This is a genomic window from Sphingomonas sp. 22R3R2A-7 (assembly GCF_036856055.1).
GTDB lineage: Bacteria > Pseudomonadota > Alphaproteobacteria > Sphingomonadales > Sphingomonadaceae > Sphingomonas.
Window position 1 is genome coordinate 3123720 of record NZ_JASPFR010000001.1, and the last position, 12381, is coordinate 3136100.

Below are 12381 nucleotides of genomic sequence, written 5' to 3' on the forward strand. Positions count from 1 at the left end.
GCAGCCATGCTGCGGTTCAGGGATGGGGAGCGCTCTGCGATACGGCGGCGGCCGCCGCTGCCGCGCTGTTTTCCGGACGTATGTAGATCGATGCGAGCGTCGGTACGGCGTCGCGGAGGCGTGTCTCCAGCACCTCGATGATCGCCTCGCCTTCACCCATCGTCACCGAGTCGTCGAAATCGGCGCTGATCGCTGCGAAGATGCTGTCGGGAGCGGTGTGGATCGTGCGGACATGGTTGACCGCGAGGATCGCGGGATGCGCCTGCACGATCTCGCGGATCGACGCGATGATCGCAGGGTCTGCACGCTCGCCGATCAGAAGCCCCTTCGATTCGCGCGCGAGCAGGACCGCGACCAGTGCCAGGATCAGGCCGATTGCGATCGATGCCGCACCATCGATCCGCGGATCGCCGAACGCGTGGCTCGCCCAGACGCCCAGCGCGGCGATCACCAGTCCGGCGAGCGCCGCCGAATCCTCGAACAGGACGATGAAACCCGCGGGATCCTTCGACTGATGGACTGCTTGCCACCAGCCGAGGTCGCCCTTCGCGCGCGAGAATTCGCGCACCGCGATCGTCCAGCTCGTCCCCTCGAGCAGCGCCGAGACGCCGAGGACGACATAGTTGATGAGCGGATCGCTGAGCGGCTCGGGCGCGATGATGTGCCGATAACCTTCGTAGATCGATACGCCCGCGCCGACCGCGAAGATCAGGATGGCGACGACGAACGCCCAGAAATACAGCTCGCGACCATAGCCGAACGGATGCGCGGTATCCGCCGCACGCTTGGCACGCGACTGGCCATAGAGCAGCAGGACCTGGTTGCCGCTGTCGACGAGCGAATGCACGCCCTCGGTGAGCATCGAGGACGAGCCGGTGATCCCGGCGGCAACGAACTTCGCGACGGCAATCCCGACATTGGCGGCGAGCGCGCCGTACAGGACGATGTCGTCCTTGATTCTCGTGATCAGTCCGTCGGTCATCGGGAATCCTGCGCGGGTGCGAAAGCCGGTTCCATACGAGAAAGCCCGCCGATGGATAGTCCATCGACGGGCTTTTCTTTCCAGTGGGTTAGGGACGGATCAGCCCAGGCGACCGAGGCGGTGATACAGCGCGCTGAGCCGGCTCATCTTCCTGTCGTCGACCGCGACCTTGGGGATCAGTTCGCCGATCGCTTCCTTGAGCAGCGCGAAATCCTCCGTCGAGAAAACGGCGCGAGCGCGGGCGGGTTCGTTCGTCATGGGTTTCCTCCGTCGTGTTTGTCTTTGTCGCTTCCTTTACACTCGATCGTGTACGCGAAGCGGCAATGCAACTGTAAAGCCTGACAAACCAGGACGTGGACAGAGTGGACCATCACGGCACGGCGTCGGGCTGTCGCCCCGGGTTGCGTGCTTCGTGTGGTTCTGTAAAGTTCGTGACAGAACGGAGAGCCGTATGGCGGATCGAAAATTGTTGGCGGGGCATGCGATCCGGCGGTTGCGGCGCGGCGCCGGGCTGACGCAGGCCGCGATGGCGGACATGATGGCGATCAGTCCGAGCTACCTCAATCTGGTCGAGCGCAACCAGCGACCGATCTCGGCCGCGCTGCTCGTAAAGCTCGCCGAGAGCTTTGATTTCGATCCGCGCGCGTTGGCGGCCGGCGAGCCGGGCGGCGGCGCGGACGCGATCCGCAGACGCCTCGCCGATCCGATGTTCGCCGATCTCGAAATCGATCGCAACGAGGTCGAGGAATGGCTTGCGAGCGCGCCCGGCGGGGCAGAGGCATTCGCGCGCGTCTTCGACCGGATCGGAAGCGCGGGTGACGCGGCAGTGCCGGATGATCCCGTCGGGCTGGTCCGGCGCGAGATCGAACGCTGGCGTAACCATTTCGCCGACCTCGACGCCGCCGCGGAGGAGCTCGCCGACGAACTGCGCCTCGGCGCGGGGGATCTGTACGGCGCGATCGCCGAGCGGCTTCGCGCCAAGCACGGGATCACGATCCGAGTGCTCCCCGCCGACGTGTTGCCCGATACGCTGCGCCGCCTCGATCTTCACGCCCGGCAGCTGCAGCTGAGCGAGGTGCTCGATCCCGCATCGCGCACGTTTGCCGTCGCATTCCAGCTTGGCCAGATCGAGGCGCGCGCGGAGATCGATTCGCTGGCGAAGGGCGCGGCGTTTTCGGATCGCGCGGCGGAACGCCTGTATCGGCGGCATCTGCTCAGCTATTTCGCGGCGGGCGTGATGATGCCCTATGCGCGGTTCCTGCGCGGGTGCGAGGCCACCGGTTATGATATCGAGCTTCTGCAGCGACGGTTCGGCGCCGGATTCGAGCAGGTCGCGCACCGTTTGACGACGCTGCAGCGCGTCGGCGCGCGCGGTCTGCCGTTCTTCATGATCCGGATCGATCGCGCCGGGCAGGCCTCGAAACGCTATCCTGGCGCGAGCGGCGCGGCGCTGGTCGAGGGGAGGGGCGTTGTCCGCTCTGGCAGTTGCACCACGCGTTTGATCGGCCGGGAAGTCTGGCGGTGCAGCTCGTGGAGCTCGAGGATGGTGCGCGGTGGCTGACGATGGCACGGACCGTGACGCCGCAGGGGCGACGGTTCGGCGCCGTACGCGCGGAATTCTCGATCGGGCTCGGCGTGCAGGCGTCGCTTGCCACCGGGCTGGTCGCGGCAAGCGGCATCGACCTGGCCGGGGCGGCGATGCCGATCGGCCTTGGCTGCCGCGCCTGTTTCCGCGGCGATTGCCCGCAGCGCTCGGCGGCCCCCGCGGGGCGCGCGCTGATCGTCAACGAGCGGGAGCGCCGGACGTCGGCGTTGACCTTTGCGGGGGACTGATCCTGATTGACGCCTTGGTCATGAGAATATTTGAACCGATGCGAGGCCAAATCCCAATCTGGTCGTTTATGGTGGGACCAAGCCAATCCCTCTGATTTCACGAGGCAATCTGGCACGTTACGGTCGAGTTTTTTCCACGGGGCGTCCACCTTGAACATGTTTCCACCCATCAGGGACCCCGAAGCGGGTGTTGTTCTGATCGTCGAAGATCATCTGCTGGTGCAGATCACCGCGACCGCGCAGATCGAGGATGCCGGGATGGCGACGCTCGTCGCGAACGACGCCGATGAGGCGCTGCAGATCCTCGCGACACGCAACGACGTGCGCACGGTCTTTACCGATATCGACATGCCCGGGACCATGGACGGACTGGCGCTCGCGATGGTGGTGCGCGAGCGCTGGCCCGATATCCGGGTCGTGGTTACGTCCGGCGGGAAGCCGCGCGCGGTCGATCGGCTTCCCGACGATGTCGCGTTCTTCCAGAAGCCGTATGAGTATTCGGCGATCGTCGACGAACTCCGGTAACGATCAGGCCCCCGCCATGGTGAGGCGGTCGCGCTGATCGTCAGACAGCGTCAGCGTCATCGCCGGCAACAGGTCCTCGACCTGCTTGACGGTGGTCGCGCTTGCGATCGGTGCGGTGACGCCCGGCTGTGCCATCAGCCAGGCCAGCGCGACCTGCGCATGCGTCGCCCTGGTCTCCTCGACCACGCCGTCCAGCGCGTCCAGAACGTCCTTGCTCCTGCCTTCGAGCAATTTTCCCATCCCGCGCCCACGCACGCTCTGGTCGAGATCGTCGCGCGTCCGGTATTTGCCCGTGAGGAACCCCGATGCCAGCCCGTAATAGGGCAGCACGCCGATGTTCTCCGTAACGCAGTAATCCTGCAGCTCGCCTTCGAACTTCTCGCGGCTTACGAGGTTATATTCGGGCTGAAGGACATGATAGCGCGGCAGGCCCGACGCCTTCGCGATGTCGACCGCCGACTTGAGCCGCGCCGCATGGAAATTGGACGCGCCGATGACGCGGATCTTGCCTGCGTCGACAAGCTTGCCGAATGCCTCGAGGACATCGTCCTGCGCGACCTGCTCGTCGTCCTGGTGCGCGTAATAGAGATCGATGCGATCGGTGCCGAGACGCTTGAGCGAAGCTTCGGCCGCCGCCGCGATACGCGCCGGTGCGAGCTTTTCGCCGCCATCGCCCGCGAGCATGCCGACTTTCGTCGCGAGCAGCACCGCGTCACGCTTGCCGGACGTCCTCAGCCATTCGCCGATCATGCTCTCCGACTCGCCACCGGAATGCCCGTCGATCCATGCGGAATAGACGTCCGCGGTGTCGATCATCGTGCCGCCGCCGGCGACGAACGCGTCGAGGACGGCAAAGCTGGCAGTACGGTCGGCCGTCCAGCCAAAGACGTTGCCGCCCAGGACCAGCGGGGCGATCTTCAGGTCGGTCGAGCCGAGGCGGCGCTGAGTCATCGGGGCGGGTCACCTTGGTTTGTTACGGAATTCGGTGCGATCTCGGCGTTGATCTGATCGAGATCGACGCTGTTCTTGTCGAGCATCGCCGCCGCGTCGTTGAGTTGCTGCGCCTCGTCTGCCGTGACGGCGCCCGGTGGCGCGTCGGACCGTGAACACGCCGACGACGCCAGAAGCGCCCCCACCAGCAATCCGAAAACGGGCAAGTGAGGGCGCATCGGGTCAGTCCTTGATCGCGTTGCCTGCGCGGGTCAGCGCATTGCCCGTCGCGTCTGCTGCGCGGTCTGCGCCGTTGTTGATCGAAGCACCAGCGCGATCGGCATTGGCTTCGATGCGATCGCCGGCGCGGTCGGTCGACGCGTCGAGGCGGTCACCCGCGCGGTCGAGGCGCGCACCAGCGTTGTCGAGCGAGGCTTCTGCCGAACCGAGCGCGCGGTCGCTGGCGGCTTCGACGTCGTTGACGGCATTCTCGGTCGTCGCGGTCGCATCCGTGGCGATCGCGTTTGCGGCCTCGGCGGTCTCGTTCTGTGCATTGTTGCTGCAGGCCGAAAGACCAGCGGCGAGGGCCAGTGCAGGAATAAGGAACTTCTTCATGTGCAATCACTCCCATCGAGGAACCCGGGTGTTGGTCCGGGGGGATATGTCCCTGTGAGCTAGGTTCATTAGCCCATAGCGCACTCGAACGCGGGTCGTGCCGATATGATCCGTCGGATGCGACAGGATGTCGTTCGACGGCACGCCGCGAAGAATGCCACGGGCTGCGTTGACCGCATATAAAGAATTCTTTATATGTTGCTGCATGACGATGGCGCTCGAAATCTTCCGTGCGATGGCGGACGCGACCCGGCTTCGGATTCTCGCATTGCTGCGGCGGATGGAGCTGTCGGTGGGCGAGCTTGCACAGGTGTTGGGTCAGAGCCAGCCGCGCGTATCCCGGCATGTGAAGATCCTCTGCGATGCAGGGCTGGCCGAGCGGCGCAAGGAAGGGAGCTGGGTCTTCGTGGCGCTCGGCCGGGCGGACATCATCGAACCGATCGCCGCGGCGCTCGACCAGTGGGACAAGGCGGAGCCCGACCATTGGGCGGTGGCCGACGTCGCGCGCCTTGCTGCGGTGCGTGCGGACCGGGCGGCGAGTGCCGCGGCATGGTTCGAGGGTCATGCCGGCGAATGGGATGCGATCCGGTCGATGCATATCGCCGAGAGCGAAGTCGAGGCGGCGATGGCGGCGATGCTGGGGGACGCCGCGATGGGAACGCTGATCGACATCGGCACGGGTACGGGACGCATGCTCGAACTGTTCGGCAACCGGGCAAAGGTCGCGCTCGGCATCGATCGCAGCTCGGAGATGCTGCGACTGGCGCGCGCGAAGCTCCACGACATGGCGCATGCGGAACTTCGCCAGGCGGATCTCTACGCGCTGCCTCTGGCCGATGCCGCCGCCGACGTCGCGATCCTGCATCATGTCCTTCATTTCGCGCAGCAGCCCGGGGCCGCGGTGGGCGAAGCCGCCCGCGTGCTGAAACCGGGTGGACGGTTGCTGATCGCGGATTTTGCCAGCCACGATCGCGAGGATCTCCGGACCCGCGACGCGCATACGCGGCTCGGGTTCGCGGACGATCAGATGGCGGCGTGGTTTGACGCGGCAGGGCTCCAGACGGCGCGTGTCGAGACGCTCGAGGGCGGCGAGTTGACGGTGAAATTATGGCTCGGCCGAAAGGTCGGCGCGAGCCTGCGTGAGGTGAAGGCGGCATGACGAACATTTCGGTCCCCCAATTGGCGGAAGCCCGTCGCGCACTCGAAGAGCCGCTGTTTGCGGATCTGGCGGGCGATGTCGGCATCAGCTTCGAGTTCTTCCCGCCCAAGACGGAGAAGATGGACGCGCAGCTCTGGGACGCGATCCGCACGCTCGAGCCGCTCGGTCCCGATTTCGTGTCGGTAACGTACGGCGCGGGCGGGTCGACGCGCGAGCGGACGCACGCCACCGTCGCACGGATCCAGCGCGAGACGTCGATGAACGCGGCGGCGCATCTCACCTGCGTCGAGGCGACCAAGGCCGAGATCGACCAGGTCGCCGAGGAATATTGGGCGGCAGGCGTGCGTCACATCGTCGCATTGCGCGGCGACATGCCGACGCTCGGCCAGCCCTATCAGGCGCATCCGGGCGGATATGAGAATGCGGCGGCGCTGGTCGCGGGCCTGCGCAAGCTGCATCCGTTCGAGATCTCGGTCGCCGCCTATCCTGAATCCCATCCGGAATCGGGTGATGCCAACGCCGACATCGACAATCTGAAGCGCAAGCTCGACGCGGGCGCAAGCCGTGCGATCACACAGTTCTTCTTCTCGCCCGAGGCCTATTTCCGGTTCCGTGACCGGGTTGCGGCGGCGGGCATCACCGCGCAGATCCTGCCGGGTATCCTGCCGGTGTCGAACGTCGCGCAGACGCGCAAGTTCGCAGGGCTTTGTGGCGCGGAGATCCCGGCCTGGATGGACCGGCTGTTCGAAGGTCTCGACGATCATCCCGCCGCGCGGCAGCTCGTCGCGGCGACGATCGCGGCCGAGATGTGTCGGCGGCTCTATGCGGGCGGGGTGAAGGATTTCCACTTCTACACGCTCAACCGCGCCGAACTCGCCTATGCTATCTGCCATATGCTCGGCGTGCGCGCCAAGTCGGCCGAAACGGTCGCCGCGGCATAGACCCCGTCGTCATCCCGGACCTGATCCGGGATCCAGAGCGCCAAGCGGTGCTCTTTGTTGTCCTGGATCCCGGATCGAGTCCGGGATGACGGAGTGAAACTGATGAATGTACGTGACCGTTTCAACGCCGAAGCCGCCAAGCGCATCCTAATCACCGACGGCGCGTTCGGCACCGAGATCCAGAACTGGAAGCTCGACGAAGCGGCCTATGCGGGCGACCTGAAGCTCAGCCACGACCAGAAAGGCAACAACGACATCCTGGCGATCACCAGGCCGGAAGTCCCCGAGACGATCACGCGCGAATATCTGGAGGCTGGGTCGGACATCGTGTCGACCAACACGTTCAGCGCGAACATCATCAGCCAGGCGGATTACGGCGCCGAGCATCTGGTGCGCGCGATCAACGTCGAGAGCGCGAAGATCGCCCGCCGCCTCGTAACCGAATATGAAGCGAAGGACGGCCGGCCGCGGTTCGTGGCGGGCGCGATTGGGCCGACCAACAAGACGCTGTCGCTGTCGCCCGACGTCAACGATCCGGGCTTTCGCGAGATCGACTTCGATTATCTCAAGGGCGTCTACCGCGAGCAGATCGACGCGCTGCTCGAAGGCGGCGAGGGGGTCGGCGTCGACTTCATCCTGATCGAGACGGTGTTCGATACGCTCAACGCCAAGGCCGGGATCATGGCCGCGATCGAGGCGGGCGACGATCTCGGGCGCGACGTGCCGATCATGCTGTCGATGACGCTGACCGATCTGTCGGGGCGCAACCTGTCGGGGCACACGGTCGAGGCGTTCTGGCACGCGGTGCGGCATGCCAGGCCGATCACGATCGGGCTGAATTGCTCGTTCGGCGCGGAGCAGTTGCGGCCGCATGTGAAGACGTTGTCGGGAATCGCCGACACGCTGATCATGATCTACCCGAACGCCGGGCTGCCCAACGAACTCGGCGAGTATGACGAGATGCCCGCGACGACCGCCGGGCTGGTCGGCGAGTGGGCGGTGGCCAAGCAGGTCAACGTGCTCGGCGGCTGCTGCGGCTCGACGCCGGCGCATATCAAGGCGATGGCGGACGGCGTGCGCGGGCTCGAACCGCGCGCGGTCGCGAGCCCGGAGGTTCGGACCAAGCTCGCCGGCCTCGAACCGTTCACGATGGCGGCCTGAGGCCGCTGCTCCCTCTCCCCTGCGGGGAGAGGGTCGGGGAGAGGGGCTGCCCAGCAGTGCCGCTCTCGGTGAGACACAGCCCCTCTCCCAACCCTCTCCCCGGAGGGGAGAGGGCTTTTTGAAGAACAGACAATGACCACCACTTCCTCCACCTCCTTCGTCAACATCGGCGAGCGCACCAACGTCACCGGCTCGGCGCGCTTCAAGAAGCTGATCATGGCGGGCGATTATCCCGCCGCGGTCGAGGTCGCGCGCCAGCAGGTCGAGAGCGGCGCGCAGGTGCTCGACGTCAACATGGACGAGGGGCTGCTCGACGCGCACCACGCGATGAGGACGTTCCTGAAGCTGATCGCCGCGGAGCCCGATATCGCGCGGATCCCGTTCATGGTCGACAGCTCGAAATGGAGCGTGATCGAGGCGGGGCTGAAATGCGTCAGCGGCAAGCCGATCGTCAACTCGATCAGCATGAAGGAGGGCGAGGAGCAGTTCCTGGCCCAGGCCAAGAAGTGCATGGCCTACGGCGCCGCGGTGGTCGTGATGGCGTTCGACGAGGTCGGGCAGGCGGACACCAAGGACCGCAAGGTCGAGATTTGCGAGCGCGCGTACAAGCTGCTCGTCGGGATCGGCTTTCCGCCTGAGGACATCATCTTCGATCCCAACGTCTTCGCGGTCGCGACGGGGATCGAGGAGCATGACAATTACGGCGTCGACTTCATCGAGGCGTGCCGCGAGATCAAGGCGCGCTGCCCGCACGTCCATATCTCGGGCGGACTGTCGAACTTCAGCTTCTCGTTCCGCGGCAACGAGCCGGTGCGCCGCGCGATGCACAGCGTGTTCCTGTATTATGCGATCCCCGCGGGCATGGACATGGCGATCGTCAACGCCGGGCAGCTCGACATCTATGACGATATCGACCCCGAACTGCGGCAGGCGGTCGAGGATGTCGTGCTCAACACGGATCCCGAAGCGGGTGAGCGGCTCGTCCAGCTCGCCGAACGCTATCGCGGCACCGATGTCGTCGCGGAGAAGGCGGCGGCCGAGTGGCGCTCGCTCGACGTCAACAAGCGGCTCGAATATGCGCTGGTCAAGGGCATCGACCTCCACGTCGTCGAGGATACCGAGGAAGCGCGCCAGATCATCGACGGCAATGGCGGTCGCCCGATCGAGGTGATCGAGGGTCCGCTGATGGACGGCATGAACGTCGTCGGCGACCTGTTCGGCAGCGGCAAGATGTTCCTGCCGCAGGTCGTCAAATCGGCGCGCGTGATGAAGAAGGCGGTCGCGCATCTGCTGCCGTACATCGAGGCGGCCAAGGAGCCCGGCGCGCGCGGCAAGGGCAAGATCATCATGGCGACCGTCAAGGGCGACGTGCATGATATCGGCAAGAACATCGTCGGCGTCGTGCTCCAGTGCAACGGCTTCGACGTGGTCGATCTGGGCGTGATGGTGCCGTGGTCGAAGATCCTCGAGGCAGCGAACGAGAACGACGCGGATATGATCGGGCTGTCGGGCCTGATCACCCCGAGCCTCGACGAGATGGTGACGGTCGCCGAGGAGATGAAGCGTGCAGGCATGACGATGCCGCTGCTGATCGGTGGCGCGACGACGTCGAAGGTCCACACCGCGCTGCGCATCGCGCCAGCGTATGACGGTCCGGTGGTGCACGTGCTCGACGCGAGCCGTGCGGTCGGCGTCGCCTCGACGCTCGTGTCGGACACGATCCGCGACGAGTTCGTGACGAAGACCGCCGACGAGTATGAGGCCGTCCGATTGGCGCGCGCGAACAAGGGGCAGAGCGAGCTGCTGCCGCTGGAAACGGCACGCGCGCGCGGGTTCGTCGCGGACTTCGCGATGAAGCCGGGGGCGCCGGCGAAGCCCGGCGTGCACGTGTTCGCGGACTGGGACCTGACCGACCTGCGCGACTATATCGACTGGACGCCGTTCTTCCGCGCGTGGGAGCTGGCGGGCAATTTTCCGGCGATCCTGACCGACGAGGTCGTCGGCGAGAGCGCGACCTCGCTGTACGCAGACGCGCAGGCGATGCTCGACACGATCATTGCGGAGAAGTGGCTGACGCCGCGCGGGGTCGTCGGGTTGTGGCCGGCGCGGCGCGAGGGGGACGATGTGGTGGTCACTGCTCCCTCTCCCCTGTGGGGAGAGGGCTGGGGTGAGGGGCAGCCAAGCAATGCTGCGCCCGGGACAGCCCCTCACCCCGACCCTCTCCCCGCAGGGGAGAGGGAGCAGAGGGACGTCAGATTGCCCATGCTTCGCCAGCAGATCGCCAAGCGCGAGGGTCGCGCGAACATGTGCCTCGCCGATTTCGTCGACACGCAGGAAGACTGGTTTGGCGGGTTCGCGGTCGGCATCCACGGGATCGACGCGCACATCGCGCGGTTCAAGGCGGGGCATGATGATTACAACGACATCCTGCTCAAGGCGCTCGCCGATCGCTTCGCCGAGGCCTTTGCCGAACGGCTGCACAAGCATGTCCGTCAGGAGCTGTGGGGCTATGCGCCCGAGGAGCAGCTGACCAACGACGCGCTGATCAAGGAACAGTATCGCGGCATCCGCCCTGCGCCGGGCTATCCCGCATGCCCCGATCACAGCCTCAAGCCGATCCTGTTCGACCTGCTCGATGCCGAGACCGCGACCGGGCTCGAACTGACCGAGAGCTTCGCGATGTTCCCGACCGCCGCCGTATCGGGCTTCTATTTCGGCCATCCGCAGGCGGAGTATTTCGGTGTCGCGCGCGTCGGCCGCGACCAGCTCGAGGACTATGCAGCGCGCCGCGGTGTCGACTTGCCGACCGCGGAACGCTGGCTGCGGCCGAACCTCGACTAGAGGAGTGTTCACGCGCCCCCGCGGGTGAACACGGTGTGTCAGGCGCTACGCCCGACCAGCCCCGCCAGTTTCTTCAGCTTCGGTGCGACCATCGGCACGGTCAGCATCGTGCTGGCCAGCGCCATCAGCAGCAGCGCGGTGAAGGTCTCGTTCGTGATGATCGCCTTGTCGAGCAGGATGTTGACGAAGATGATCATGATCAGCGCCTTGGTCTGAAGCAGCCAGCCGATCACCGAGGCTTCACCCGGGCGCCATTTGAGCAGCCGGCCGGCGGCATGGACGCCGGCGAGCTTGCCACCGACCGAGGCCAGCAGCAGCAGCGCGGCGGCGGCGAACACCGCGACCCCGCCGACCGCCCATTGCGTCTTCAGCCCGGTCGACAGGAAGAAAACCGGCATCACCGCGAGCAGGACGAAGTGGCGGAAATCGTCCATCCGCTTCTGGTCGAACCATTTCGCGTCGAGCACCGCGCCCGACAGGAACGCGCCGACCATGAAATGCAGCCCCGCCCAGTCCGCGGCGAACCCACAGCCGGCAAGCCAGATCAGGCTGACATACCAGCGATCGCGCTCTGGAATCCGCGCCATCAGACGGCGGACGAGCACGGTGGCGAGCGCGAAGCCGACGAGGAACGCGCCCTGCCGCCCGACGCGTTCCCAATCGAGCAGGATCAGCGCGAGCACGCCCCAGATCGCGATGTCGTCGAGGCTGGCATAGCGCAGGATGCGCTGGCCGATCGGCTCGCGCAGCACCTCGAGCTTTTCGAGGAACAGCACGAGGATCGGCAGCGCGGTGACCGCGCAGGCCATGCCGATGCCGAGTATCACCTGCCAGCGCGCGCCTGACGGACCTGCCCAGCCCGGATAGCGCAGCATGACCGCCGCGGCGATGCTGCCCGTGACGAGCGGCACCGCGAGCGCGAGCCCGGCAGTGACCCCGGTCTCGCGCCGCCGCTGCCACGCTTCGCCGAGATCGAGCTCGATACCGGCGACCCAGACGAACATCATCACCGCCCACCAGGCGACGCCGTTGAGCGAGCCGAGCGTGACGGGGGTGAAGATCGTCGCGTAATATTCGGGGAAGATCGCCCCCAGCACGCCCGGTCCGAGCAGGATGCCGCCGAAGATCTGCACGACCACCAGTGGTGCCCAGTAATCCGTCCGGCCGAGCCGCCACACGAGATAGGGCACCGTGAAAATGATCAGCATCGCGAGGAGGAAGACCTCCGTCGGCGTCATGGCGTGCATGCAATCCCCCTGCGCGCGGTCGGGCCCCCCCGCCGGCTGTCTCGTGGGACCGTGGTATGCCGCCGGGGTGGCGGGGGCAATATGCGGCGACCCGATCGCACCGGACTCGACCAATCCATCAGGTGCGTCATTGCGGGACGCGCGACA

At 66.0% G+C, this 12381-nt stretch carries 11 protein-coding genes and 1 pseudogene; 6 read left to right on the plus strand and 6 right to left on the minus strand.

Annotated elements, in window-relative coordinates; translation table 11 throughout:
* Positions 1-16 precede the first annotated feature (16 nt).
* Both QP165_RS14970 and QP165_RS14975 read right to left on the minus strand, forming a co-directional pair.
* Positions 17-982, minus strand: coding sequence for a cation diffusion facilitator family transporter (locus QP165_RS14970; protein ID WP_333996222.1), 966 nt, complete (start codon positions 980-982; stop codon positions 17-19).
* A 99-nt stretch (positions 983-1081) separates the two neighbouring features.
* Complete coding sequence (locus QP165_RS14975) at positions 1082-1240, minus strand: hypothetical protein (RefSeq protein WP_200916239.1); 159 nt, start codon at positions 1238-1240, stop codon at positions 1082-1084.
* Between the two features lie 193 nt (positions 1241-1433).
* On the opposite strand from QP165_RS14975, the pseudogene QP165_RS14980 reads away from it, so the two are divergent.
* Together QP165_RS14980 and QP165_RS14985 are read left to right on the plus strand one after the other, a co-directional pair.
* Positions 1434-2815: pseudogene (locus QP165_RS14980) on the plus strand (helix-turn-helix domain-containing protein).
* A 156-nt stretch (positions 2816-2971) separates the two neighbouring features.
* Positions 2972-3340 carry a response regulator gene (locus QP165_RS14985; protein WP_056020854.1) on the plus strand — a complete coding sequence of 123 codons (369 nt, stop codon included), beginning with the start codon at positions 2972-2974 and terminating at the stop codon, positions 3338-3340.
* Positions 3341-3343: 3 nt separating this feature from the next.
* Here QP165_RS14985 and QP165_RS14990 read toward each other — a convergent pair whose 3' ends face one another.
* The 3 genes from QP165_RS14990 to QP165_RS15000 are packed head-to-tail and all read right to left on the minus strand — an operon-like array spanning position 3344 to position 4885.
* The gene (locus QP165_RS14990) at positions 3344-4291 is read right to left on the minus strand and encodes an aldo/keto reductase (RefSeq protein ID WP_333996223.1); all 948 of its coding nucleotides are present in this window, start codon (positions 4289-4291) and stop codon (positions 3344-3346) included.
* The gene (locus QP165_RS14995) at positions 4288-4476 is read right to left on the minus strand and encodes a hypothetical protein (RefSeq protein WP_333996224.1); all 189 of its coding nucleotides are present in this window, start codon (positions 4474-4476) and stop codon (positions 4288-4290) included. The genes QP165_RS14990 and QP165_RS14995 overlap by 4 nt, the downstream gene beginning before the upstream one ends.
* A 37-nt stretch (positions 4477-4513) precedes the next feature.
* Positions 4514-4885, minus strand: a complete 372-nt coding sequence (locus tag QP165_RS15000; protein ID WP_056020864.1) for a hypothetical protein — start codon at positions 4883-4885, stop codon at positions 4514-4516.
* Between the two features lie 205 nt (positions 4886-5090).
* On the opposite strand from QP165_RS15000, the gene QP165_RS15005 reads away from it, so the two are divergent.
* From QP165_RS15005 to metH, 4 genes are all read left to right on the plus strand, one after another.
* Complete coding sequence (locus QP165_RS15005; RefSeq protein WP_333996225.1) at positions 5091-6044, plus strand: ArsR/SmtB family transcription factor; 954 nt, start codon at positions 5091-5093, stop codon at positions 6042-6044.
* Positions 6041-6985, plus strand: a complete 945-nt coding sequence (metF, locus tag QP165_RS15010) for a methylenetetrahydrofolate reductase (protein WP_333996226.1) — start codon at positions 6041-6043, stop codon at positions 6983-6985. The genes QP165_RS15005 and metF overlap by 4 nt, the downstream gene beginning before the upstream one ends.
* A gap of 102 nt (positions 6986-7087) precedes the next feature.
* Positions 7088-8146 carry a homocysteine S-methyltransferase family protein gene (locus tag QP165_RS15015; protein ID WP_333996227.1) on the plus strand — a complete coding sequence of 353 codons (1059 nt, stop codon included), beginning with the start codon at positions 7088-7090 and terminating at the stop codon, positions 8144-8146.
* A gap of 132 nt (positions 8147-8278) precedes the next feature.
* Positions 8279-10987 (plus strand): methionine synthase, encoded by a 2709-nt coding sequence (metH, locus tag QP165_RS15020; RefSeq protein WP_333996228.1) that lies wholly within the window; start codon positions 8279-8281, stop codon positions 10985-10987.
* A 38-nt stretch (positions 10988-11025) separates the two neighbouring features.
* Here metH and QP165_RS15025 read toward each other — a convergent pair whose 3' ends face one another.
* A complete protein-coding gene (locus QP165_RS15025) occupies positions 11026-12234 on the minus strand; it encodes a cation:proton antiporter (RefSeq protein WP_333996229.1) in 1209 nt (402 codons plus the stop codon).
* Between the last annotated feature and the right edge of the window lie 147 nt (positions 12235-12381).